Annotated in this window: 31 protein-coding genes; 3 read left to right on the forward strand and 28 right to left on the reverse strand. The window is 68.9% G+C overall.

Features of this window, described 5'->3' with window-relative positions; genetic code table 11:
* On the forward strand, positions 1-1,659 hold the full coding sequence (locus EIZ44_RS25040; protein WP_134731519.1) for a S8 family serine peptidase: 1,659 nt from the start codon (positions 1-3) through the stop codon (positions 1,657-1,659).
* A gap of 134 nt (positions 1,660-1,793) precedes the next feature.
* Here EIZ44_RS25040 and EIZ44_RS25045 read toward each other — a convergent pair whose 3' ends face one another.
* From EIZ44_RS25045 to eccB, 3 genes are read right to left on the reverse strand one after another with little or no spacing between them, the layout of a single operon-like run.
* On the reverse strand, positions 1,794-2,807 hold the full coding sequence (locus tag EIZ44_RS25045) for a WXG100 family type VII secretion target (RefSeq protein ID WP_134731521.1): 1,014 nt from the start codon (positions 2,805-2,807) through the stop codon (positions 1,794-1,796).
* The gene (locus tag EIZ44_RS25050; protein WP_240691402.1) at positions 2,804-3,148 is read right to left on the reverse strand and encodes a hypothetical protein; all 345 of its coding nucleotides are present in this window, start codon (positions 3,146-3,148) and stop codon (positions 2,804-2,806) included. Before EIZ44_RS25050 ends, EIZ44_RS25045 begins: the two co-directional genes overlap by 4 nt.
* A gap of 54 nt (positions 3,149-3,202) precedes the next feature.
* A complete protein-coding gene (gene eccB, locus EIZ44_RS25055; RefSeq protein ID WP_078870591.1) occupies positions 3,203-4,831 on the reverse strand; it encodes a type VII secretion protein EccB in 1,629 nt (542 codons plus the stop codon).
* A gap of 801 nt (positions 4,832-5,632) precedes the next feature.
* Between eccB and eccE the strand changes: the two genes are divergently transcribed.
* A complete protein-coding gene (gene eccE, locus EIZ44_RS25065; protein ID WP_037816253.1) occupies positions 5,633-6,865 on the forward strand; it encodes a type VII secretion protein EccE in 1,233 nt (410 codons plus the stop codon).
* Entirely contained in the window at positions 6,862-7,581 is a 720-nt protein-coding gene (locus EIZ44_RS25070; RefSeq protein WP_037816254.1) for a hypothetical protein, read from the forward strand. Before eccE ends, EIZ44_RS25070 begins: the two co-directional genes overlap by 4 nt.
* A 73-nt stretch (positions 7,582-7,654) precedes the next feature.
* On the opposite strand, the gene truA is transcribed toward EIZ44_RS25070, so the two are convergent.
* From truA to rplP, 25 genes are all read right to left on the reverse strand, one after another.
* On the reverse strand, positions 7,655-8,491 hold the full coding sequence (gene truA / locus EIZ44_RS25075; protein ID WP_134663744.1) for a tRNA pseudouridine(38-40) synthase TruA: 837 nt from the start codon (positions 8,489-8,491) through the stop codon (positions 7,655-7,657).
* Between the two features lie 72 nt (positions 8,492-8,563).
* Entirely contained in the window at positions 8,564-9,106 is a 543-nt protein-coding gene (gene rplQ, locus EIZ44_RS25080; RefSeq protein ID WP_037816255.1) for a 50S ribosomal protein L17, read from the reverse strand.
* Between the two features lie 42 nt (positions 9,107-9,148).
* Positions 9,149-10,222 carry a DNA-directed RNA polymerase subunit alpha gene (locus tag EIZ44_RS25085; RefSeq protein ID WP_009072342.1) on the reverse strand — a complete coding sequence of 358 codons (1,074 nt, stop codon included), beginning with the start codon at positions 10,220-10,222 and terminating at the stop codon, positions 9,149-9,151.
* A 106-nt stretch (positions 10,223-10,328) separates the two neighbouring features.
* A complete protein-coding gene (rpsD, locus tag EIZ44_RS25090) occupies positions 10,329-10,934 on the reverse strand; it encodes a 30S ribosomal protein S4 (protein WP_037816256.1) in 606 nt (201 codons plus the stop codon).
* A 23-nt stretch (positions 10,935-10,957) separates the two neighbouring features.
* A complete protein-coding gene (gene rpsK, locus EIZ44_RS25095) occupies positions 10,958-11,362 on the reverse strand; it encodes a 30S ribosomal protein S11 (RefSeq protein WP_009072340.1) in 405 nt (134 codons plus the stop codon).
* 18 nt (positions 11,363-11,380) lie between these two features.
* Positions 11,381-11,566, reverse strand: a complete 186-nt coding sequence (locus EIZ44_RS25100; protein WP_009072338.1) for a hypothetical protein — start codon at positions 11,564-11,566, stop codon at positions 11,381-11,383.
* Positions 11,563-11,943, reverse strand: a complete 381-nt coding sequence (gene rpsM / locus EIZ44_RS25105; RefSeq protein WP_009072337.1) for a 30S ribosomal protein S13 — start codon at positions 11,941-11,943, stop codon at positions 11,563-11,565. The genes EIZ44_RS25100 and rpsM overlap by 4 nt, the downstream gene beginning before the upstream one ends.
* 198 nt (positions 11,944-12,141) lie before the next feature.
* Positions 12,142-12,255: a 50S ribosomal protein L36 gene (rpmJ, locus tag EIZ44_RS25110; protein WP_004558882.1), complete on the reverse strand. Its 114-nt coding sequence runs from the start codon at positions 12,253-12,255 to the stop codon at positions 12,142-12,144.
* A 37-nt stretch (positions 12,256-12,292) separates the two neighbouring features.
* Positions 12,293-12,514, reverse strand: coding sequence for a translation initiation factor IF-1 (gene infA / locus EIZ44_RS25115; RefSeq protein WP_004558881.1), 222 nt, complete (start codon positions 12,512-12,514; stop codon positions 12,293-12,295).
* A gap of 229 nt (positions 12,515-12,743) precedes the next feature.
* Positions 12,744-13,520, reverse strand: a complete 777-nt coding sequence (map, locus tag EIZ44_RS25120) for a type I methionyl aminopeptidase (protein WP_134731535.1) — start codon at positions 13,518-13,520, stop codon at positions 12,744-12,746.
* Between the two features lie 44 nt (positions 13,521-13,564).
* Positions 13,565-14,119: an adenylate kinase gene (locus tag EIZ44_RS25125; protein WP_134731523.1), complete on the reverse strand. Its 555-nt coding sequence runs from the start codon at positions 14,117-14,119 to the stop codon at positions 13,565-13,567.
* Positions 14,116-15,423 carry a preprotein translocase subunit SecY gene (gene secY, locus EIZ44_RS25130; protein ID WP_037816259.1) on the reverse strand — a complete coding sequence of 436 codons (1,308 nt, stop codon included), beginning with the start codon at positions 15,421-15,423 and terminating at the stop codon, positions 14,116-14,118. Before secY ends, EIZ44_RS25125 begins: the two co-directional genes overlap by 4 nt.
* Before the next feature lie 886 nt (positions 15,424-16,309).
* Entirely contained in the window at positions 16,310-16,756 is a 447-nt protein-coding gene (gene rplO, locus EIZ44_RS25140; protein WP_009072329.1) for a 50S ribosomal protein L15, read from the reverse strand.
* Positions 16,753-16,938 carry a 50S ribosomal protein L30 gene (gene rpmD / locus EIZ44_RS25145; protein WP_004558875.1) on the reverse strand — a complete coding sequence of 62 codons (186 nt, stop codon included), beginning with the start codon at positions 16,936-16,938 and terminating at the stop codon, positions 16,753-16,755. Before rpmD ends, rplO begins: the two co-directional genes overlap by 4 nt.
* 1 nt (position 16,939) lies before the next feature.
* A complete protein-coding gene (gene rpsE / locus EIZ44_RS25150) occupies positions 16,940-17,581 on the reverse strand; it encodes a 30S ribosomal protein S5 (RefSeq protein WP_009072328.1) in 642 nt (213 codons plus the stop codon).
* Between the two features lie 31 nt (positions 17,582-17,612).
* Entirely contained in the window at positions 17,613-18,014 is a 402-nt protein-coding gene (gene rplR / locus EIZ44_RS25155) for a 50S ribosomal protein L18 (RefSeq protein WP_037816260.1), read from the reverse strand.
* Positions 18,014-18,553, reverse strand: a complete 540-nt coding sequence (gene rplF, locus EIZ44_RS25160; RefSeq protein WP_037816261.1) for a 50S ribosomal protein L6 — start codon at positions 18,551-18,553, stop codon at positions 18,014-18,016. Before rplF ends, rplR begins: the two co-directional genes overlap by 1 nt.
* A gap of 16 nt (positions 18,554-18,569) precedes the next feature.
* Positions 18,570-18,968, reverse strand: coding sequence for a 30S ribosomal protein S8 (gene rpsH, locus EIZ44_RS25165; protein WP_020662789.1), 399 nt, complete (start codon positions 18,966-18,968; stop codon positions 18,570-18,572).
* 106 nt (positions 18,969-19,074) lie between these two features.
* Positions 19,075-19,260: a type Z 30S ribosomal protein S14 gene (locus tag EIZ44_RS25170; protein WP_020662790.1), complete on the reverse strand. Its 186-nt coding sequence runs from the start codon at positions 19,258-19,260 to the stop codon at positions 19,075-19,077.
* A 4-nt stretch (positions 19,261-19,264) separates the two neighbouring features.
* Complete coding sequence (rplE, locus tag EIZ44_RS25175) at positions 19,265-19,828, reverse strand: 50S ribosomal protein L5 (RefSeq protein WP_037816262.1); 564 nt, start codon at positions 19,826-19,828, stop codon at positions 19,265-19,267.
* Between the two features lies 1 nt (position 19,829).
* A complete protein-coding gene (gene rplX / locus EIZ44_RS25180; RefSeq protein ID WP_009072317.1) occupies positions 19,830-20,144 on the reverse strand; it encodes a 50S ribosomal protein L24 in 315 nt (104 codons plus the stop codon).
* Positions 20,144-20,512: a 50S ribosomal protein L14 gene (gene rplN / locus EIZ44_RS25185; RefSeq protein WP_004558867.1), complete on the reverse strand. Its 369-nt coding sequence runs from the start codon at positions 20,510-20,512 to the stop codon at positions 20,144-20,146. The genes rplX and rplN overlap by 1 nt, the downstream gene beginning before the upstream one ends.
* A gap of 75 nt (positions 20,513-20,587) precedes the next feature.
* Positions 20,588-20,866 carry a 30S ribosomal protein S17 gene (gene rpsQ / locus EIZ44_RS25190; RefSeq protein WP_037816263.1) on the reverse strand — a complete coding sequence of 93 codons (279 nt, stop codon included), beginning with the start codon at positions 20,864-20,866 and terminating at the stop codon, positions 20,588-20,590.
* Positions 20,863-21,108 (reverse strand): 50S ribosomal protein L29, encoded by a 246-nt coding sequence (gene rpmC, locus EIZ44_RS25195; RefSeq protein WP_009072314.1) that lies wholly within the window; start codon positions 21,106-21,108, stop codon positions 20,863-20,865. The genes rpsQ and rpmC overlap by 4 nt, the downstream gene beginning before the upstream one ends.
* Positions 21,108-21,524 carry a 50S ribosomal protein L16 gene (rplP, locus tag EIZ44_RS25200; protein ID WP_009072313.1) on the reverse strand — a complete coding sequence of 139 codons (417 nt, stop codon included), beginning with the start codon at positions 21,522-21,524 and terminating at the stop codon, positions 21,108-21,110. The genes rpmC and rplP overlap by 1 nt, the downstream gene beginning before the upstream one ends.
* Positions 21,525-21,691 lie beyond the last annotated feature (167 nt).

Consider the following 21,691-nt stretch of genomic DNA (forward strand, 5'->3'; position numbering starts at 1 on the left):
ATGGGCTCCCGACGTTCCTTCCCCCGCAGGCTCGGCCTTCCCGGCCGGACCGGGGTGGCGTTGTTCGCCGCCGGCCTCGGGCTGATGTCGCCGTTCGCCGCCGCTCCGGCGTCGGCGCAGACGGCGGACGCGCCCGCGGGCACCTGGGCCACCCCGCCGCCGCTGGGCCCTGGCGACGCGCCGCCCGCGGCCACCGGCCACCCGGACACCACGTACAAGAAGAAGAACGAATGCGTCCAGCGCAGTCTCGGGCAGGACGTCAAGATCAACTTCCGCCCGTGGGGCCAGGACTACCTGCAGCTGGACCGGGCGCAGCAGATCGTCCGCGCGGCGACCGGATCGGTCGGCGGCAACCAGAAGGTCGCGGTGATCGACACCGGCGTCACGCCGCATCCGTGGTTCCAGGGCCGGGTGGAGAGCGGCGGGGACTACGTCGCCACCCCGGACAACGGAGCGCAGCCGGGGCTGCAGGACTGTGACGGCCACGGAACCGAGGTCGCCGGGATCATCGCGGGCAATCCGCAGGATCCGCAGGTCGGCTTCATCGGCGTGGCCCCGGACGCGCACATCGTGTCCTACCGGCAGCTGAGCGAGAACTACGCCAAGGACGACAGCCCGCAGCAGCCCTCGGCTCCCCCGTCCGGCGGGACCGGCGCACCGCCCTCGGGCGGCGAGAGCCAGCAGCCCCCGGCGGGCAGCAGCAACAGCCAGCTGCCCCCGTCCTCGGGCGGCGGCACCGGCAGCGGCAGCGGCACCGCGCCTCAGCAGGACAACAAGGGCGACAACCGGGATCTGGCGAAGCAAGGCACCGCGGGCACGCTGAACACGCTCGCGCAGATCATCCGCAGCATCGCCGACACCCACAGCGCCGGCGTGATCAACATGTCGGTCGACCACTGCCGCGCCGGCACCGCGCCGGGCGACATCCAGACCGGCGAGCGCCAGGTCCAGGCCGCGGTGCGCTACGCGGCCGACAGCAACATCGTGGTCATCGCGGCCGCGGGCAACGTCTCGGAAAACTGCCCGCAGAACGACCAGGCCGACCCGAACAAGCCGAAGTCGATCGTCACCCCGCCGTGGTTCGCCGACGACGTGCTGTCCGTCGGGGCCATCCAGGAAGACGGCGGCGTCGCGCCGTTCAGCGTGCACGGCCCGTGGGTCGGCGTCGCCGCGCCGGGCACCAAGATCGTGTCGCTCGACCCGGCGGAGCATTCGACCGGGCTCGCGAACCTCACCATCGCGAACGGCAACCCGTCGCCGATCCAGGGCACCAGCTTCGCCGCCCCGTACGTGGCGGGCGTGGCCGCGCTAGTCCGCTCGATGTTCCCGGACATGAAGGCACGCGACGTGGTGAAGCGGCTCAAGGCGACCGCGCAGCACCCGGCCGCTCCTGGCGGGCGCGACAACTTCGTCGGCTACGGCGTGATCGACCCAGTGGCCGCGCTCACTGCGAATCTGCCGGGCGACACCGGCAACCTCGCGCTGCCGAAGCCGGTGGTGCAAGAGGCCAAACTGCCGCCCGCCGACGGGATCAGCTCGACCCCGATGATCGTCGCGCTCGCCGGCACCGGCGGCGGGGTGGCGGCGCTGCTGATCACACTGTTCGTGGTGCACACGATCCGGCGGAACCGCTCCAGGTCGTCGCCGCCGACAAAGTAGGCATCAGAAAAAGGGCCGCTTCTCCGCGATCGCAGCGGGGAGCGGCCCTTTTTGCTTTTGCTGCCAGAAGCGACTCGGTTCCGGACACGGAAAAGGCCGCTCGCCGCGGATGTCGCGGCGAGCGGCCTCCTAGGTCACTTTCCGGGTTTCGGCGGCTTACCGTCCTTCTCCGGCCGCCGCGCGGGCGGGTCCTGGCCGATCACCGGCGGAGTCACCTGCGCGGGCTCGCCGAAGATCTCCGACGTCTTCGCCGCTGTGCGCTGCCGCGGCTTGTGCTGCGAACTGCCGCCGCCACCCATTCCGGCGAAGCCCATCATCGGCATCATCGACATGCCCGAACCCTGGTTCGCCGACGCGGGCTGCGGGGCCGGGGCGACCGGCTCGACCGGCGGGAGGCCCGCCTGGCCCTGCTCCAGCCGCGGGTCGGCGGCGGTTTCCTTGCCCTGATGGGGATTCTCCGCGGCGGACGGGCTCACCGAATCGTCCGAAGAGGACGCTGAAGAGGCCACTGTGGACTCTCCGGCGGCGGTCGGGGCCGTTCCCGCGGGCGCGTCGGCGTCGTGCAGCCGGAACTGCTGCGCCGGATAGTGGTGCCGCGGTTCGATGCTCGACGGGCTCCCGGCAGGCGCGTCCACTCCGGCGCACAACCGGCCGAACTCGCGCAGGACGTCCTCCGCGGCCTCGTGCAGGGACTTCAGCGACTGCTCGGTCTCCCGCATCTGCGACCGCGCCCGGGAAGCGCCGCCCTTGGGCAGCATCGCCGATTCGGACAGCAGATCCGCCGCGTCAACCAGCACCTCCTCCGCCGCGCCGGTGATCTTGCGCAGCGATTCGGTGAGCTGGTCGATCGAGTCCGCGAGCGCGTCGAGCGCGTCCTCCGCACCCTCGCTCGCGGCGCGGATTTCACCCAGGTAGGCGACAAACGCGTCCGCGTCGGGACCGGACCACGACGCGTCGATCCGGCCGAGATCGTCCGCGAGGTCCGTGGACACCCTTGCCGCCGTGCGGGCCGCGGCGCGCAGGCTCTCGGCCTCCGCGTCCAGTTCCTCCCAGCGGCCGGTGAGCGGCCGGTAGTACGCGGCGACCGGATCGGTCACGCCCAGCTCGCGGGCGAGCTCGGTCACGTACGCCAGAGACGGCTCCGTCACGAGATCCTCCCGGCGCGCTCGATCCGCTCGGCCGCGTCGGCGTCCCGCTCGGCGTGGCCGGTGGTGAGCTGCTCCAGCGCCGCGGTGACCGACCGCAGCGCGGCCACCCCGGCGGTGAGCTGGCCGCGCAACGCCTGCGAGGCCTGTGCGTACGACTCCGGCACGCCCAGCTGCCCGGCCACCTCGCCGTACGCCTCGACGGTGGTCGCTCTCGTGCCCACCTCGCCCGCGGCGGCCTCCAGTTCATCGGCCGCCCGCGCGACTTTCGCCGCGTAGCCGCCGACGACCGCGCCGTCGATCCGCACGGCGCTCGTTCCCGGACTGCTTCCCGGCGCTGCCACGTTCAACCCTCCGCTCACCCGGCTATGTCCGAGTGTGACGGACGGAACCCGCCGTCAGTTCCCGGCAGGTTGCTGCTGTCCGGCCGCCTGCTGCTTGTACGAGCCGGCGTTCGGGTCGATCGGCACCGAGTCGAACTGCTTCATCACGTTCTGCACGTTCAGCGACGCACCGGTCGGCAGGAGCCCGATGATCGACTCCGGCGCGGGCAGCCGGTTGTTCAGCCCCAGCCCGTCCGCGGTCGCCGCGTCCGGGACGCCGTAGCGGATGCCGCGGTCGGAGATCAGCTGGATCGGGCCCTTGCCGAAGGTCTTCTCCGATTCGGTGGCCGACTGCACCACCGCGCCGTAGCCGGTCGGCATGTAGAAGCCGGTGATCGGCACGCCGTTCGGGCCGGTGTTGCTGACGCTGATGATCTTCGAGCTGCCGTCGGCGTTCTTCTCGACCGGGACCTGCTTGTTGATGTAGACCGAGGTGTGCGCCTGGGTGCCCCCGGCGTTGAGCGACCAGCCGAGGCACGCCACCGGGTTCGGCACGGCGTCGAGGACGGTCGGGACGACCTTCGGGTAGGTGTCGACGTCCACGTAGTCCGGGTCGCCGTTCTGCAGCACCTTGACGTTGTTGATCTTGTCGAGGGTCAGGGTCGGCGTGATGGCCGAACCGCCGCTCTTGGCCGTGCGCACGATGTCCGCGACGGCGGGCGACACCTTCTGGATGCCGCTCTTGGCGATGAGCCAGAACTCCAGCGCACCGCCGGAGGGCTGGGTCGAGAAGACGCTGCCGACGGTCAGCCCGTCGAAGTTGCTCGACGGCGCCGTGCCCTCGCCCGCCACCAGCGGCGGAACCAGCTTGGTGACCTCGGGGATCGCGTTGAGGAGAGCCTGCGACACCTTGCGCGCCTTCGTCGGCAGATGGAGCGCGGCCCGCACCGGGTCGGCGCTGCCGGACGGCACCTCGGCGCGCACGGTGTTCGCGTTCGGGTGGCTCTGCGTCGCGGCCAGCCGGTAGATGAGGTAGGTCTTGCCGTTGCCCGTGTCGCCGAGCAGCGCCTGGTTCTCCTGCAGCTCAGTGCCGAGCTTGTCGATGCCGGCGATCACGTCGGTGTTGGTCTTGTTGACCGAGTCCGGCTGCGGCAACGACTGGTCGAGCACGACCTCGTCGCACACCGCCCAGTTGGGGGTGGTCCGCTGGTCCATCGACGGGAGCAGCTGCGGGCCGTCCGGGATGCCGGTGAGCTTCTCGCGCGGCATGTTCTTCAACTGTTCATCCGAGACGACGGTCGGGTTCTTCACCTCCGCCGCCTGCTGGCCGCCTTGGCCGCCGCCCTGCTGCCCCTGCGCGCCCTGCTGCTTCTGCGCCATGAGGATCAGCCGCGCCGACGCGAGGTTGAACGTCGGGATCAGCCGCGCCGGATTCCCCGTGACGACATACACGGTGCCGGACTGCTCGCCGATCACGATGTTGTCCGACGCGGGCACCGACGGCGCGGGGCTCAACAGGCCCCACAGCACGAAGACGACGGCGCCCAGCACGCCGAGGATCACGCCGACCGCGGTCGCGCGCCCGTGGGAGCGCATCGGGTCGTGCAACATCACCGCGTCACGGCGGACCAGCGCGGACTGCATCCGGCGCAGGACGAACTTGTATGCCTGAACCTGAGACTTAGTCGTGGGTGTTGATGGCATTCTCGACCTACAGTCCTCCCCGTCGCGGTACGGTTCCGCAGGATAGCCGTACGGGGACCGTCTGGTGTGGGGTTTCTACCAACTCCGGTTAGGGTCAGGCATCCCGGGACCGGCTTTCCGGGTACGCAGCACTCACGAGGGGAAGAGAACGCGCGGATGTCCGTCAGCACGCCTCCACGTCCGCCTGGTCCGCAGGGACCGCCACCGCCTCCCGGGGGACGTCCCCCGGGTCCGCCGCAGCGGCCCGGAAGAACCGGCGGACCCGGCGCTGCTCCCGGCGGACCCGGAATGCCCCCGCGCACTCCCCCTCCCGGCGTCCCGGGCGGTCCCGGCGGGCCTGGTGGACCCGGACGCCCCGGCGGACCGGTCACTCCCGGGCCCGGCGTTCCCAAGCCCGGGGTTCCCGGCGCTCCTGGCGCTCCTGGTCCGGGCGGGCCCAAGCCTGGCGGACCCGGTGGTCCCGGCGGGCCCAAGCCTGGTCCTGGCGGACCCAAGCCCGGCGGTCCGGGCGGCCCCGGCGGGCCTGGCGGTCCCACCGGCCCTCGGACGGGACGTCCTGGCGGCGGCGGTCCTAACGGCCCGCGCCCTGGCGGTCCCGGTGGTCCTGGTGGTCCCGGCGGACCTGGCGGCCCCGGAGGCCCGGGCGGACCTGGCGGCGGTGGCCCCGGCGGTCCGGGTGGTCCCGGCGGCGGTGGCCCCGGCGGACCTGGCGGCCCAGGCGGGCCCGGCGGCCCCAGTGGCGGCGGCCCGGAAAACAGCGAACCCGCGCCGACGGGCGGCGGCACCGCGACCGCGCTCCGGATGGCCCCGCCCTCGCGGCGGCGCTCCGGCGGCATCTCGCTCGGCCCGCTGCCGGTGGTCAACCTGGTCGTGCTGGAAGTCGGCGTCGCGATCGGACTTGTGCTGCTGGCGATCAACATGCAGCTCAAGTACGTCGCGATCGGCGTCGCGGCGCTCGGCCTGATCCTCGCCTTCCTGCGCGTGGGCGGGCGCTGGTTCACCCAGTGGCTCGCGCTGACGCTGCGGTACCGGTTCCGCTCGCACGGCCGTGTGGCGACCCCTCCGCCGCCGACCAGCATCGAGGAACTCGCCGAGGAAAGCGCGGTCACCGGCCCGGAGGACGCGCGCGTCAGCCTGCTGCGGCTGGCCGTGCCGGACCTCGTGGTGGCGCACGCCGTCGACCACGAACGGCAGGAGGTCGGCATCGCCTGGAACGACGGGACGTGGACCGCGGTCCTGCTCGTCGAGCCGATGCCGGCGATGATCTCCCAGGCAGGCGGCGCGCCCAGCCTTCCGCTGTCCGCGCTCGCGCCGTGCCTGGAAGACCGCGGCGTGCTGCTGGACTCCATCCAGATGATCTGGCACAGCTACCCGGGTTCGGCCGCGATGCCCGCGGACGCCCCGGCGCTCAGCTCGTATCTCGAGGTGCTCGGCCCGCTGCCCGCGGCCGCCCGGCGGACCACGTGGATCGCGGTCCGGCTCGACCCGCGGCGCTGCCCGGAGGCGATCCGGGAACGCGGCGGCGGCGTCGTCGGCGCGCACCGCGCGATGATCGGTGCGCTGTCGCGGGTGCGCAACGCGCTGGAGTCCCAGGGCGTGCCGACCCGGCCGCTGGACCCGGACGAGCTGCTGCGCGCCAGCATCTCGGCGGCTGAACTCACCGCGGTCGCCGGTTCGAACGAGAAGGTCAGCCTGCAGGAAAGCTGGACCGGCGTCACCGCGGCCGGTATCGGGCACTCCAGCTACGCGATCACCGGCTGGCCCAAGGGCAAGATCAGCGGCAGCCTCAACGGGCTGACCAGCGTGCGCGCACTGTCCGCGACGGTCGCCATGGCGATCTCGCCGTCGGCGGACGAGGGCCGCATCGGCCTGCGCGGCGTGGTGCGGCTGAGCGCCCGCAACCCGCGCGAGCTGGACGCCGCCGACCAGCGGCTGCAGAGCATCGCGGAGCGGCTGGACGTCGACCTGACCCCGATGAAGGGCATGCAGATCTCGGCGTTCTCCGCGACGCTGCCGATCGGAGGCACAGCATGAGCACTCGAGTCCGCGATGCCGGGCAAAACCCCGGCATCGCCCCGGAGTTCACGGTCGACCCGGCCATGCTCGACGCGATCAGCCCGTCCGGCGACCGCGGCGGCGTCGTCCTCGGCTCCGGCCTCAAGGGCGAACCGCTGACCGTCTCCGCACTGCGCTCGCAGCCGACCCGCATCGTGCTCGTCGGCGGGCTCTACCTGGCCCGCCAGGTAGCGATGCGCGCCATGGCGACGGGTGCGTGGGTGGTCGTGGCCACCGGACGCCCCGCGGCGTGGCAGGTGCTGCAGCAGGCCGCCGGAAGCCGCGACGGACGCCCGTCGCCGCTGGTGCAGATCCGCCGGTTGTCGCCGGTCGAACTGCCGCGCCCGTCCGAGGACGCCCCGCTGCTCGTCGTGACCGACGGCGGACCGACCCCGCAGGACCTGTTCCCGCCCCGGTCACCCTGGCAGACCACGGTGTACGTGCTGCCGTACCTGCACCCGCAGGCGGGCACGACGGCGAACGCCGCGGACCTCGTCCTGATGCAGCGGCTCCCCGCCGGACAGGCTGAGCTGGCGGCCCGGATCTGGCGGCTGCCGCCACAGATGATGCGCCAGCTGACCACGCTGAAGGACGACCAGGTCGTGGCGCTGGGCACAAACCTGTGGCGCCCGCTGCGGCTGGTCACGACTCAGAAGGAACAGCAGTTGCTCGGGCCGGTTCGCCGGGGCGACTGAGCTTCCAGTCCGTGAGGGCCTCCTTGAGGGAATCTGATTCCTTCAAGGAGGCCCTCACGGCTTTCCGGCACCGTTAAAGCTCGGTCGACGACCGCACGTTCCGAGTCTGTTCCGCCCTCGCCGCCAGCAGCTCGTCGGGCGGGTAATCCACCGCCGTCAGCGTCAGTCCGTGTGCCGGGGCGACCGCGCTGTCCCGCGTTCCGCTCGCCAAAACCTCGCCGGGCCAATCGGTTCCGCGTCGTCCGTCCCCCACGAGCAGCAAGACACCGACCAGGCTGCGGACCATCGAATGACAGAACGCGTCCGCGCTCACCTGGACTTCCAGCAGGTGCTCGTCGATCCGAGTCCACTCCAGACGCTGCAGTTCGCGGATCGTCGTGCCGCCCTCGCGCTGTTTGCAGTATGCCGCGAAGTCTTGCAGGCCAAGGAGTTCCCGAGCAGCGGCGTTCATCCGCTCTGTCGAGAGTGGACGGCCCCAAGCCAGGGTGTCGTTGCGGCGCAACGGATCGACGCCCCACGGAGCGTCTGAGACGCGATAACGGTAGTGCCGGCGGATCGCGGAGAACCGGGCATCGAAACCCGACGGGGCCACGCGCGCCTGCAGAACCCGCGCATCGGCGGGCAAGAGTTTGTTCCAGCGGCCGCGCATGCGCGTCAGGTCTGGGATTCCCTGGTCATCCACGGGAATCCGGCCCGGCGCACCGGGCGCGAACGGGACGACGTCGACGTGCACGACCTGGCCCGTCGCGTGCACCCCGGCGTCTGTGCGGCCCGCGACGACCACGGACTTCGGCACCGACTCCCCCGGCGGCTGACGTTGCAGCGCCTGCTCCAGTTCGGCCTGCACGGTGCGGCGGCCGGGCTGGCGGGCCCAGCCGGAGAAGTCCGTGCCGTCGTAGCTCACGTCCAAGCGCAGACGAACGAGCCCGCCCTCCCCGTGGGGAGCGGCGGGCTCGTCCGGTGTAGACAGTGCCGGCAGGACTCAGTCCTTCTTGGCGTCGGCGTCGTCGGAGGCAGCGGCCTCGTCAGCGGCCGGAGCCTCTTCGGCAGCCGGGGCCTCTTCGGTCGCGGCGGGAGCCTCAGCGGCTTCCTCGGCGACCGGAGCGGCGGCGACCTCGTCCTTGGCGAACTTGGTCTTGCGGGCCCGCTCGGCCTCGGACGTCACGGTCTTCTCCGCGACCAGTTCGATGACGGCCATGGCGGCGTTGTCGCCCTTGCGCGGCATCGTCTTGGTGATGCGGGTGTAACCGCCGGCGCGCTCAGCGAAGTGCGGGCCGATCTCGGCGAACAGCTTGTGCACGACGTCCTTGTCCCGGACGACCTTCTGCACCAGGCGACGGTTGTGCAGGTCGCCCCGCTTCGCCTTGGTGATCAGCTTCTCGGCCAGCGGGCGGACCCGCTTGGCCTTGGCCTCGGTCGTCGTGATCTTGCCGTGCTCGAACAGCTGAGTGGCCAGGTTGGCCAGGATCAGCCGCTCGTGCGCGGCAGACCCGCCGAGCCGGGCTCCCTTGGTAGGGGTGGGCATGACTTTCTCCTAGTTCAGCTCACAGCGTCCGGGCACGAGGCCTCAGAGCTGCTCGGTCTCTGCGTAGTCCTGGCCATCGTCGTGGCCGTCGTCCGAAATCCCGCCGCCGATGCCGGCGACACCTTCCGACCAGCCCTCGCCGTCGTAGCTGGTGGCAGCCGCGGACGGGTCGAACCCGGGCGGGCTGTCCTTCAGCGCGAGGCCGAGGCCGACGAGCTTCAGCTTGACCTCGTCGATCGACTTGGCGCCGAAGTTGCGGATGTCGAGAAGGTCCGCCTCGCTGCGCGAGACCAGCTCGCCAACGGTGTGGATGCCTTCGCGCTTCAGGCAGTTGTACGACCGGACGGTGAGGTCCAGGTCCTCGATCGGCATCGCGTAGGCGGCGATGGTGTCCGCCTCCTGCGGCGACGGGCCGATCTCGATGCCCTCGGCGTCGACGTTCAGCTCGCGAGCGAGACCGAACAGCTCCACCAGCGTCTTGCCCGCCGAGGCCACCGCGTCGCGCGCGGTGATCGACGGCTTGGTCTCGACGTCCAGGATCAGCTTGTCGAAGTCGGTGCGCTGCTCGACACGGGTGGCCTCGACCTTGTAGGTCACCTTCAGCACCGGCGAGTAGATCGAGTCGACCGGGATCCGGCCGATCTCCGCGCCCGCCTGCTTGTTCTGCAGGGCCGGAACGTAACCGCGGCCGCGCTCGACGACGAGCTCGATCTCGAGCTTGCCCTTGCCGTTCAGCGACGCGATGTGCAGATCCGGGTTGTGCACGGTGACGCCCGCGGGCGGCACGATGTCGGCAGCCGTGACCTCACCGGGGCCCTGCTTGCGCAGGTACATGGTGACCGGCTCGTCCTCTTCCGAGGACACGACCAGTTCCTTCAGGTTCAGGATGATGTCGGTGACGTCTTCCTTCACCCCGGGAACGGTGGTGAATTCGTGCAGCACGCCGTCGATGCGGATGCTCGTCACGGCCGCGCCCGGGATGGACGACAGCAGCGTGCGCCGCAGCGAGTTGCCGAGCGTGTAGCCGAAGCCGGGCTCCAGCGGTTCGATGGTGAACCGGGAGCGGGTCTCGTTGACCGTCTCTTCGCCGAGAGCCGGCCGCTGGGAAATCAGCATTTCTTAGTTTCCTTTCCAGACGACGCCCGCCATATGACGTCGAAGGGATGGCGTGACGGCGGCGCACTGTGGGCGCCGCCGCCCCGTAACCAGTCGCAGAGACCGGTTACTTCGAGTAAAGCTCGACGATCAGCTGTTCCTGAACCGGAACGTCGATCTGCGCGCGCTCCGGCAGCTGGTGGACCAGCACGCGGAGGTTCGACGGGACGACCTGCAGCCACGCCGGAACCGGGCGCTCGCCGAAGGCTTCCTTCGCCGCGACGAACGGGAGCGTGCCCGCCGACTTCGGCTTGACGTCGATGATGTCCCACTTGGTGACCTGGTAGGACGGCACGTTGACCTTGACGCCGTTGACCAGGAAGTGACCGTGGCTCACCAGCTGCCGCGCCTGACGGCGGGTGCGGGCGATGCCGGCGCGGTAGATCACGTTGTCCAGCCGGGACTCGAGGATCTGCAGCAGGTTCTCACCGGTCTTGCCAGGACGCCGCACGGCTTCCTTGTAGTACCGGACGAACTGGCGCTCGAGAACGCCGTAGGTGTAGCGAGCCTTCTGCTTCTCCTGCGACTGCAGGAGGTACTCGGACTCCTTGATGCGCCCGCGGCCGTGCTGGCCCGGCGGGTAGGGGCGACGTTCGAACGCCTGGTCGCCGCCGATGAGGTCAACCTTGAGGCGACGCGAAATACGCGTCGCGGGGCCGGTGTAACGAGCCATTTCTTAGTACTCCTCCCCGTTCCTCAGACCCGGCGCCGCTTGGGCGGGCGGCAGCCGTTGTGAGGCTGCGGGGTCACGTCCTGGATGGTGCCGACCTCGAGGCCGGCCGCCTGCAGCGAGCGGATCGCCGTCTCGCGGCCCGAACCCGGGCCCTTCACGAAAACGTCGACCTTCTTCATGCCGTGCTCGGCAGCCTTGCGGGCGGCGTTCTCGGCGGCCATCTGCGCGGCGAACGGAGTCGACTTGCGCGAGCCCTTGAAGCCCACGTGGCCGCTCGACGCCCACGCGATCACGGCGCCGGTCGGGTCCGTGATCGAGACAATGGTGTTGTTGAAGGTGCTCTTGATGTGCGCGTGACCGTGCGCGACATTCTTCTTTTCCTTGCGGCGGACCTTCTTGGCCCCCGCGGTGCGGGACTTGGGTGGCATTGTCTGAGGGTTCTCCTGTTAACGCGCGTTCTCTTGGTGAGCGGCGACGGCTTCCTGCTGCCCGCGGCGGATGATGGATCCGGCGTCGGTGTAGAGGTTCCGCAGCGCCATCGGGCGGGCGTAGAGCGCCTTGGGCGAGACACAAGCCGTGGAGCGACGGACGGAACCGCCCATGCGAACGACCTTCTTGCCCTGGGTGCTCACTTCTTGCCAGCCTTCTTCTTGCCGGCGACCGTCTTCTTCGGGCCCTTGCGGGTGCGGGCGTTGGTCTTGGTGCGCTGACCGCGCACCGGCAGACCGCGACGCCAGCGCAGACCCTGGTAGGTCCCGATCTCGATCTTGCGCCGGATGTCGGCGTTCACCTCACGGCGAAGGTCACCCTCGACCTTGAAGTTTTCGTCGATGTAGTCCTTCAGCTTGACGAGATCCTCGTCGCTGAGGTCCTTGACGCGGGTGTCGGCGTTCAGCTCGGCAGCAGCGATCATCTGCTTCGAGCGGGTACGGCCGATCCCGTAGATGTAAGTCAGCGCGATCTCCAACCGCTTCTCGCGGGGAAGGTCGACGCCAGCGAGTCGTGCCACTGGTGCTCCTTTATCGAGTTTGTCTTCAGGTCTGCTCCCCGTCCGGTTCCGGAACCGACTCGCCTGTCGTGCCCGTGGCTTGCGCCCCGGGTGTCCCGGCCCCGGCCTGAAGTCCGGGGGTGCACCGGACCGCTCGCGCGGCCCGGCAGGTACGGGGAGGGTGGGTTAGCCGTCAAGCGGCCTGCTGCAGTGCGGTTCTCAGCCCTGACGCTGCTTGTGACGCAGGTTCTCGCAGATCACCATGATCCGGCCGTGACGGCGGATCACCTTGCACTTGTCGCAGATCTTCTTGACGCTCGGCTGGACCTTCACGTCTTCCTGCTTCCTGCTCTGCTCGGCTCTGGCGTGATCACTTGTAGCGGTAGACGATGCGACCACGGGAGAGGTCGTAGGGCGAAAGCTCCACGACAACCCTGTCTTCGGGCAGGATGCGGATGTAGTGCTGCCGCATCTTGCCGCTGATGTGTGCCAGGACCTTGTGGCCGTTCTCCAACTCGACACGGAACATCGCGTTGGGGAGCGGCTCGACCACGCGGCCTTCGACCTCGATGGCCCCGTCTTTCTTAGCCATGTCCTCCGCAATCCCTGATGCACGCTTGATGTGCACAGCGTGATCGGCTTTGAGCTCGAGTCCTTGCTTACTGGGTGGTGCTCGGCCACACTCGGCCCCGGGTCCATGAGGTTCGCGAGAATTCACGAGCATGCTGGAACCGGCGCATGAGCGCGCCGACTTGACAGTGTACGCAACCCGTGCAGTACCCCGTCGACCGGGGTGTAAGTAGACCCGTGTGAGTGGTCGCTCAGGACTCTTCGGGCAGGGTGAGCACCCAGGGACCGTCCTCGGTGATGGCGACGGTGTGCTCCCAGTGCGCGGCGCGCGAACCGTCGACGGTGACCACCGTCCAGCCGTCGTCCAGTTCGAGGGTTTCGCCGCTGCCGCCGGTCAGCATCGGTTCGACCGCGAGCGCCATGCCGGGCTTGAGCCGGGGGCCCTTGCCGGGTTTGCCGACGTTCGGCAGGAACGGTTCCATGTGCATCTGCCGGCCGATGCCGTGGCCGCCGTACTCGAGGATCTCGCCGTACTCGCGGCCGTCGTCCTCGCCGGCTTGGCGGGCGGCGGTCTGCACGGCGAACGAGATGTCGGTGAGCCGGGAGCCCGCGCGGACGGCCTCGATGCCCGCCCACATGGCGCGCTCGGTGGCGGCCGACAGCTGGCGGTCCTTCTCGCTGACCTCGCCGATCTCCAGCGTCACCGCGGAGTCGCCGTGCCAGCCTTCGAGGATCGCGCCGCAGTCGACCGAGATCAGGTCACCCTCGGCGAGCACCTGCTCGGCCGACGGGATGCCGTGCACGATCTGCTCGTTCACCGACGCGCAGATCGACGCCGGGAACCCGTGGTAGCCCTTGAACGAGGGCACCGCGCCGGCGTCGCGGATCGTCTGCTCGGCCAGCTCGTCGAGGTCGGCCGTGCTGACCCCGGGCCGGGCGAGTTCGCGCACGGCGGCCAGGGTGCGGGCGACGACGAGACCGGCCGCCCGCATGGCCTCCAGCTCGCCGCGCGTCTTGACCTCGATCATGCGCCCGCGGCGGAGCACTTGCAGAACACGCAATCCTCCGAGATTCACGTGCGGTCGCGCAGCGCTTTCAGCACGCGGTCCGAGATCTCCTGCACTTCGCCGACGCCGTCGACCGTCACCAGGATGTCGGAGTAGTACTCCAGCAGCGGCGCGGTCTCCGACACGTACACCTGCTGGCGACGGCGGATGACGTCCTCGGTGTCGTCCGAGCGGCCGCGCGACATGAGCCGCCCGACCACGACGTCCTCGGCCACGTCGAGCTGGATGACCGCGTCGAGCTTGGTGTCGGCCTCGCTCAGCATTTCGCCGAGGACCTCGGCCTGCTTGGTGTTGCGCGGGAACCCGTCGAGCAGGAAGCCCGCCTTCGCGTCCGGTTCGGCCAGCCGCTCGCGGACCATTTCGTTGGTCACCGAGTCCGGCACGAGCTCGCCCGAGTCCAGGTACCGCTTGGCCTCCTGGCCGAGCGGGGTCTCCTGGCCGACGTGCGCCCGGAAGAGGTCGCCCGTCGAGATGTGCGGGATCCGCAGCTGCTCGGACAGGGCAACCGCCTGCGTGCCTTTGCCCGCGCCGGGCGGTCCGACGAGAACCAGTCGCGTCACTTCAAGAACCCTTCGTAGTTGCGCTGCATCAGCTGGCTTTCGATCTGCTTCACGGTGTCGAGGCCAACCCCGACCATGATCAGCACAGCCGTGCCACCGAACGGGAAGTTCTGGTTGTTCCCGCTGCCGGTGAGGGACAGGAAGAAGTTCGGGAGGATCGCGATGATGCCCAGGTACAGCGAGCCGGGGAGAGTGATCCGGCCCAGCACGAAGCTGAGGTACTCGGCGGTGGGACGGCCGGGCCGGATGCCCGGGATGAAGCCGCCGAACTTCTTCATCTCTTCCGCACGCTCGTCCACGTTGAACGTGATCGTGATGTAGAAGTAGGTGAAGAAGATGATCAACAGGAAGTAGAGCAGGATGTGCACCCAGCTGCTCTGGTTGACCAGGTAGTTCTGAATGAACGACTGCCAGCCCGCGTTGCTGTTCGGGTCGCCGATCAGCTGGCTGAGCAGCTGCGGCAGGTACAGCAGCGACGAGGCGAAAATGACCGGGATGACACCGGCCTGGTTCACCTTGATCGGCAGATAGGTCGAGGTGCCGCCGTACATCCGGCGGCCGACCATGCGCTTGGCGTACTGCACCGGGATCCGGCGCTGGCCCTGTTCGACGAAGATGACGCTGGCGATGATCACCAGACCGAACGCGCACACCACGGCCAGCGCGACGCCGCCGCCGTTGCTGATGATGTTGGCGCCCTCGGCCGGGATGCGGGCCGCGATGTTCAGGAAGATCAGCACCGACATGCCGTTGCCGACGCCGCGCTCGGTGATGAGCTCGCCCAGCCACATCATCACCGCGGTGCCCGCGGTCATGGTGACCACGATCAGCGTCAGCGAGTAGATGCTGTTGTCCGGGATGATCGGCTGCGAGCAGCCCTGGAACAGGGTGCCGCGGTCAGCCAGCGCGACCACGCCGGTGGCCTGCAGGATCGCCAGCGCGATCGTGAGGTACCGGGTGTACTGGGTCAGCTTGTTCTGGCCGGACTGGCCTTCCTTCTTCAGCTCCTCGAACCGCGGGATGACCACGGTGAGCAGCTGGACGATGATGCTCGCGGTGATGTAGGGCATGATGCCCGTCGCGAACAGCGACAACTGCAGCAGCGCGCCGCCGCTGAAGAGGTTGAGCAGCTGGTACACGCCCTGCTGGTCGGCCTGTGCGGTACAGGCCTGCACGGCGGCGAACGAGACCCCCGGAGCCGGGATGGTTGCACCGATCCGGTAGACCGCGACGATGGCTAGCGTGAACAGGATCTTCTTGCGTAGATCCGGCGTCGCGAGAGCCGAGCGGAATGCGCTGAGCACGCGGGGGACCTCCTCGGCGTCGTCGGTCGTCCCAACCGACGATCGGCTTGGCCGGTACGAGACCGGCGGGATGTCTGACTCACTGGCAAGCCAGGAACGCTTCAGGGCAAACAGGCCCGGAAGCGTGCCGCCGACTCTAACAGCTTCGCATGGGCCGCCCGCAGCGCGTGTGCGTTTTACGTCTCACCCCGGGCCGCTTCGCCGCAGAAGAGCCGCAGGTAGGGCCGGTCGGACCACAGATGATCACCTGTTCGGCCCGCACCGTTCGGCGGGCTTTCCCACAGCAGCACGGAAAACAGCACCGCCACGCCCGCCCGCCGTACGTGAGGGCCACCCTCATTGACCCTGATTTCCTCAGTCGTGAAGGGCTCCTTCACAGACCCAGATTCCCTCAAGGAGCCCTTCACGGACCGCCCCGGCCGCCAGCCGCAACTGCCGGCCGGGATGCCGCCCCAATGTGGCATTGGGTGCATGGGACGCACCGAACGCCACATTGGGTGCATCCAACGCACCCAATGCCACATTGGGGCGCAAACCCCACCACCCAACCGCAGCCGATGCACCCAGCTATCGAGGCACCCAGCCACACCTCCGCAGCCGATGCACCCAACGAGCGAGGCACCCAGCCCCTCCCCCGCACCCCGATACGAAGCCTCCCTGCGGTTCGGGGGTGCTTGTCAAGGCATCTTTCCCGCCTTGACAAGCACCCCCGAACCGTCAGCACAATCAAACATCGGGGTGCCCCACGCAACCAAGACGGGCCANATCGGGGTGCCCCACGCAACCAAGACGGGCCAATGTCGCCGCCAGGCGACGAGGCCCCACACAGCAACAAAAAACGGGCCCGCCCGGAAAACCGGACGGGCCCGCCTAAAACGCAGCCAGATCAGCTAACGGTGGCCGAACCACCAGCAGCCTCGATCTTCTCCTTGGCAGAACCGGAGAAAGCGTGCGCGGTCAGCTCAAGCTTGACCCCGTTCAGATCCCCGTTCCCGAGAACCTTGACCAGCTTGCCCTTGCGAACAAGCCCGTTGGCAGCCAGCTCCTCCGGCCCGACCTTGCCACCGTCGGCGAACACGCGGGCGATGTCGCCCACGTTCACCGGCTGGTACTCGGTGCGGAACCGGTTCTTGAACCCACGCAGCTTCGGCAGCCGCATGTGGATGGGCATCTGCCCACCCTCGAAACCGGCGGGCACGTTCTTCCGGGCCTTGGTGCCCTTCGTGCCGCGACCGGCGGTCTTGCCCTTCGAACCCTCACCACGGCCGACGCGGATCTTGTCGCGCTTGGCGCCAGGAGCCGGACGAAGGTGGTGGATCTTGATGGCGGTCATGCCTGGACCTCCTCGACCTCCACCAGGTGGCGGACGGTGTGGATCAGGCCGCGCACCTGGGGGGTGTCCTCACGCACGACGCTCTGGCGGATCTTGCGCAGCCCGAGGGTGCGCAGCGACTCGCGGTGAGCGTGCTTCGTGCCGATCTTGCTCTTGACCTGAGTGACCTTGAGCTGAGCCATGTCAGACCCCCTGGCCGGCACGCTGGCGCAGCATCCGGGCCGGGGCGACGTCCTCGAGCGGCAGACCGCGGCGAGCGGCCACCTCCTCCGGACGCTGCAGACCCTTCAGAGCCGCCACGGTCGCGTGCACGATGTTGATGGCGTTGTCGGAGCCGAGCGACTTCGACAGCACGTCGTGGACGCCCGCGCACTCCAGCACCGCGCGCACCGGGCCGCCGGCGATGACACCGGTACCAGCGGACGCGGGACGGAGCAGCACGACCCCGGCGGCTTCCTCACCCTGGATCGGGTGCGGAATGGTGCCGGCGACGCGCGGAACGCGGAAGAAGTTCTTCTTCGCTTCCTCGACGCCCTTGGCGATGGCCGCGGGAACTTCCTTGGCCTTGCCGTAGCCGACGCCGACCTGACCGTCGCCGTCGCCGACGACCACCAGGGCGGTGAAGCTGAAGCGACGACCGCCCTTGACGACCTTGGCGACGCGGTTGATCGTCACGACCTTCTCAAGGTGCGGGGTCTTGTCCTGGGCCGCCCCGCCACGGCCGCCGTCGCGCCGGTCGCGACGGTCCCGACGGTCACCGCGGTCGTTGCCGCCCTGACCCGGTCCGCCCTGGCCGCCGCCGAATTGCCGTGTACGTCCCGGCATCAGGCTTTCCTTCCATTCACGAGCATGTGCATCAGAACTTCAACCCCGCCTCGCGGGCGGCGTCGGCGAGCGCGGCGATGCGGCCGTGGTAGGCGTTGCCGCCACGGTCGAACACCACGGCTTCGATGCCGGCGTCCTTGGCGCGCGAAGCGACCAGTTCGCCGACCTTGGCCGCCTTGGCCTTCTTGTCGCCCTCGAAGGACCGCAGGTCCGACTCGAGGGTGGACGCCGACGCCAGCGTGTGACCGGCGAGGTCGTCGATCACCTGCACGGTGATGTGCCGCGAGGACCGCTTGACGACCATGCGCGGACGCACCGGCGTGCCGCTGATCTTCTTGCGGAGGCGGAAGTGCCGACGGGTCTTGGCGACGCGGCGGCGGGTCGAGATGTCCTTGCCGACCGGCTTGCGCTTCGTGGTAGTCGTGTCGCTCATCACTTACCCGTCTTTCCGACCTTGCGGCGGATCTTCTCACCCTCGTACCGCAGGCCCTTGCCCTTGTACGGGTCCGGGCGGCGCAGCTTGCGGATGACCGCGGCGGTCTGGCCGACCTTCTGCTTGTCGATGCCGGAGACCGAGAACCGGGTCGGCGACTCCACCTTGAAGGTGATGCCTTCCGGAGCCTCGATCTTGACCGGGTGGCTGTAGCCGAGGGCGAACTCGAGGTCCGAGCCCTTGGCCTGCACGCGGTAACCGACGCCGTGGATCTCGAGCTTCTTCTCGTAGCCCTCGGTCACGCCCACCACGAGGTTGTTCACCAGCGTGCGGGTGAGGCCGTGCAGGGCGCGGCTCGTGCGCTCGTCGTCCGGGCGCTTCACCAGGAGGGCGCCGTCCTCGTCGCGCTCGACGACGATCGGCTCGGCGACGGTGTGCTCCAGGGTGCCCTTCGGCCCCTTGACCTTGACGTTCTGGCCGTCGATGGTCACCTCGACCCCGGAGGGGACGGCGACCGGCAGCTTTCCGATGCGTGACATGTCTGTGCCCCCTTCCTTACCAGACGTAGGCGAGGACTTCGCCGCCCACGTTGTTGCGCTTGGCCTGCCGGTCGGTCTGCAGGCCGCCGGACGTCGAGATGATCGCGACGCCGAGGCCGCCGAGAACGGACGGCAGTTCGGTCGATTTTGCGTAGACCCGCAGACCCGGCTTGGAGACGCGGCGAAGGCCGGCGATGCTCCGCTCGCGGTTGGGGCCGTACTTCAGCTCGACGACCAGGTTCTTGTGCTTCTCGCCCGGCTCGTCGCGGTAGCTCGCGATGTAGCCCTCGCGCTTGAGGATCTCGGCGATGTTCGCCTTGATCTTCGAGTGCGGAAGCACGACCTCGTCGTGGTAAGCCGAGTTCGCGTTGCGCAGACGGGTCAAGAAGTCTGCGATGGGGTCGGTCATCGTCATGGTGACCTGTCAACCTTTCTCGCCTGGTTCCCCGCCTCGCCCGGCCGGAGCGGTCTCCGGCCGGGTCGGCGGGGCCTGTGGCGAACTGGGAATAGAGTTTCGAGCCTTACCAGCTGGACTTGTGGACACCGGGCAGTTCGCCCGCGTGCGCCATCTCCCGGAGGCAGATCCGGCACAGGCCGAACTTGCGGTACACCGAGTGCGGGCGACCGCACCGGTTGCAACGGGTGTAGGCGCGCACCGCGAACTTCGGCTTCTTCGAAGCCTTGCTGACTAGCGCTTTCTTGGCCATCGGCTCAGTTCTCCTTGAACGGGAAACCGAGCTTGCGCAGCAACGCCCGGCCCTCGTCGTCGGTGGTGGCGGTCGTGACGACGGTGACGTCCATGCCGCGAGGGCGGTCGATGTCGTCCGGGTTGATCTCGTGGAACATCGACTGCTCGTTGAGACCGAACGTGTAGTTGCCGTTGCCGTCGAACTGCTTGGGCGAAAGCCCGCGGAAGTCGCGGATACGGGGCAGCGCGATGGTCAGCAGCCGGTCGAGGAACTCCCACATCCGGTCGCCGCGCAGCGTGACGCGCGCGCCGATCGGCTGGCCCTCGCGCAGCTTGAACTGCGCGATCGACTTGCGGGCCTTGCGGATTTCCGGCTTCTGCCCGGTGATCAGGGCGAGGTCGCGGACCGCGCCGTCGATCAGCTTGCTGTCCCGGGCGGCGTCCCCGACACCCATGTTCACGACGATCTTCACGACGCCGGGAATCTGGTGCACGTTGGGGATGGAGAACTCCTTCTGGAGCTCGCCCTTGATCTCTTCGCGGTACCGGGTCTTGAGACGCGGCACGATCTTCTCTGCGGTGGTCATGTCAGATGTCCTTGCCGTTCCGGCGCGAGACCCGGACCTTCTTGCCGTCCTCGCCGATGCGGTAGCCCACCCGGGTCGGCTTGCCGTCCGAGTCCACGACCATCACGTTCGAGACGTGGATGGGCGCTTCCTGGGTCACGATGCCGCCGGACTGCGCGCCGCGCTGGGTCTGGGTGATCCGGGTGTGCTTCTTGATCCGGTTGACACCCTCGACCAGAACGCGCTCGCGGTCCGGGTAGGCCTGGATGACCTTGCCCTTGGCGCCCTTGTCCTTGCCGGCGATAACGACGACCGTGTCGCCCTTCTTCACCTTCATCACAGCACCTCCGGCGCGAGCGAAATGATCTTCATGAACTTTCGGTCGCGCAGCTCGCGGCCCACCGGGCCGAAGATGCGGGTGCCCCGGGGCTCGTTGTCGTTCTTGATGAGCACGGCGGCGTTCTCGTCGAACCGGATGTAGGAACCGTCCGGACGACGGCGCTCCTTCACCGTGCGGACGATGACAGCCTTGACGACATCGCCCTTCTTCACCCCGGCGGCCGGGATGGCGTCCTTCACGGTGGCGACGATGATGTCGCCGATGCCGGCGTAGCGCCGCCCGGATCCGCCGAGCACGCGGATGCAAAGGATTTCCTTCGCGCCCGTGTTGTCGGCAACCCGAAGCCGCGACTCCTGCTGGATCACGTCAACTCCTGTATGTCGCGCTGGTTCTCGCTGTCGCGAGCCTTGCGGAACCAAGGACTCCCGAAAGAGCCCTGCTTACTTGGCCTTCTCCACGACCTGCACCAGACGCCAGCGCTTGGTCGCCGACAGCGGACGGGTCTCCATCAGGGTGACCCGGTCGCCCACGCCCGCCTCGTTGTTCTCGTCGTGCACCTTCACCTTGGAGGTGGTGCGGACGACCTTCGAGTAGCGCGGGTGCTTCTTGCGGTCCTCGAGCTCGACCACGATCGTCTTGTCCATCTTGTCCGAGACGACGTAACCCTCGCGGACCTTGCGGTAGTTCCGGGCGGTCTTCTCGGTGGCAGCCTCGCTCATGCGGCACCTTCACTTTCGGCGTCGGGAGCCACGGACAGGCCGAGCTCGCGCTCGCGCATGACCGTGTAGATCCGCGCGATGTCCGTGCGGACGGTGCGCAGCCGACGGTTGTTGTCCAGCTGCCCGGTCGCCATCTGGAAGCGGAGGTTGAAGAGCTCCTCCTTGTATTCCTTCAGACGCAGCACGAGCTCTTCGGCGGTGAGCTCACGCAGCTCGGATGCCTGTGCGGCTCCGTTAGCCATCAGAACTCACCTTCCCGGGTCACGATGCGGCACTTCATGGGCAGCTTGTGGATCGCGCGACGGAGCGCCTCGCGGGCGGTCTCCTCGTTCGGGAAGCTGATCTCGAACATCACGCGGCCCGGCTTCACGTTGGCGATCCACCACTCGGGCGAACCCTTGCCGGAACCCATGCGGGTTTCCGCCGGCTTCTTGGTCAGCGGGCGGTCCGGGTAGATCGTCGTCCACACCTTGCCGCCACGCTTGATGTGACGGGTCATGGCGATACGAGCGGACTCGATCTGCCGGTTCGTCACGTAGCTGTGCTCAAGCGCCTGGATGCCGTACTCGCCGAAGTTGACCTTGGTACCGCCCTTGGCGGCGCCGTGGCGCTTCGGGGAGTGCTGCTTGCGGTGCTTGACCCTGCGCGGGATGAGCACGTCTCAGCCCTCCGTCTTTTCTGCGGTCTCGGCGGCCGGAGCCGCTTCGGTCGCGTTGTCGCTCTTCGCGGCGGCAGCGGCGCGACCAGCCTCGGTCGACGTCGCGGTCGTGCCCGACGCGCCGGAACGGCGCGGGCGGGACGGCCGGTCGCCGCGGTCGCGGCGCG

It is taken from the genome of Amycolatopsis nivea (genome assembly GCF_004522235.1).
GTDB lineage: Bacteria > Actinomycetota > Actinomycetes > Mycobacteriales > Pseudonocardiaceae > Amycolatopsis > Amycolatopsis nivea.

What these genes read in the sequence shown, in the direction of transcription:
- EIZ44_RS25040 (WP_134731519.1), top strand. Translation starts at nt 1, where the DNA reads ATGGGCTCCCGACGTTCCTTCCCCCGCAGGCTCGGCCTTCCCGGCCGG.
- eccB (WP_078870591.1), bottom strand. Translation starts at nt 4,831, where the DNA reads ATGCCATCAACACCCACGACTAAGTCTCAGGTTCAGGCATACAAGTTC.
- eccE (WP_037816253.1), top strand. Translation starts at nt 5,633, where the DNA reads ATGGCCCCGCCCTCGCGGCGGCGCTCCGGCGGCATCTCGCTCGGCCCG.
- EIZ44_RS25070 (WP_037816254.1), top strand. Translation starts at nt 6,862, where the DNA reads ATGAGCACTCGAGTCCGCGATGCCGGGCAAAACCCCGGCATCGCCCCG.
- rplQ (WP_037816255.1), bottom strand. Translation starts at nt 9,106, where the DNA reads ATGCCCACCCCTACCAAGGGAGCCCGGCTCGGCGGGTCTGCCGCGCAC.
- EIZ44_RS25085 (WP_009072342.1), bottom strand. Translation starts at nt 10,222, where the DNA reads ATGCTGATTTCCCAGCGGCCGGCTCTCGGCGAAGAGACGGTCAACGAG.
- rpsD (WP_037816256.1), bottom strand. Translation starts at nt 10,934, where the DNA reads ATGGCTCGTTACACCGGCCCCGCGACGCGTATTTCGCGTCGCCTCAAG.
- rpsK (WP_009072340.1), bottom strand. Translation starts at nt 11,362, where the DNA reads ATGCCACCCAAGTCCCGCACCGCGGGGGCCAAGAAGGTCCGCCGCAAG.
- infA (WP_004558881.1), bottom strand. Translation starts at nt 12,514, where the DNA reads ATGGCTAAGAAAGACGGGGCCATCGAGGTCGAAGGCCGCGTGGTCGAG.
- map (WP_134731535.1), bottom strand. Translation starts at nt 13,520, where the DNA reads ATGATCGAGGTCAAGACGCGCGGCGAGCTGGAGGCCATGCGGGCGGCC.
- rplO (WP_009072329.1), bottom strand. Translation starts at nt 16,756, where the DNA reads ATGACCGCCATCAAGATCCACCACCTTCGTCCGGCTCCTGGCGCCAAG.
- rpmD (WP_004558875.1), bottom strand. Translation starts at nt 16,938, where the DNA reads ATGGCTCAGCTCAAGGTCACTCAGGTCAAGAGCAAGATCGGCACGAAG.
- rpsE (WP_009072328.1), bottom strand. Translation starts at nt 17,581, where the DNA reads ATGCCGGGACGTACACGGCAATTCGGCGGCGGCCAGGGCGGACCGGGT.
- rplR (WP_037816260.1), bottom strand. Translation starts at nt 18,014, where the DNA reads ATGAGCGACACGACTACCACGAAGCGCAAGCCGGTCGGCAAGGACATC.
- rplF (WP_037816261.1), bottom strand. Translation starts at nt 18,553, where the DNA reads ATGTCACGCATCGGAAAGCTGCCGGTCGCCGTCCCCTCCGGGGTCGAG.
- rpsH (WP_020662789.1), bottom strand. Translation starts at nt 18,968, where the DNA reads ATGACGATGACCGACCCCATCGCAGACTTCTTGACCCGTCTGCGCAAC.
- EIZ44_RS25170 (WP_020662790.1), bottom strand. Translation starts at nt 19,260, where the DNA reads ATGGCCAAGAAAGCGCTAGTCAGCAAGGCTTCGAAGAAGCCGAAGTTC.
- rplE (WP_037816262.1), bottom strand. Translation starts at nt 19,828, where the DNA reads ATGACCACCGCAGAGAAGATCGTGCCGCGTCTCAAGACCCGGTACCGC.
- rplX (WP_009072317.1), bottom strand. Translation starts at nt 20,144, where the DNA reads ATGAAGGTGAAGAAGGGCGACACGGTCGTCGTTATCGCCGGCAAGGAC.
- rpsQ (WP_037816263.1), bottom strand. Translation starts at nt 20,866, where the DNA reads ATGAGCGAGGCTGCCACCGAGAAGACCGCCCGGAACTACCGCAAGGTC.
- rpmC (WP_009072314.1), bottom strand. Translation starts at nt 21,108, where the DNA reads ATGGCTAACGGAGCCGCACAGGCATCCGAGCTGCGTGAGCTCACCGCC.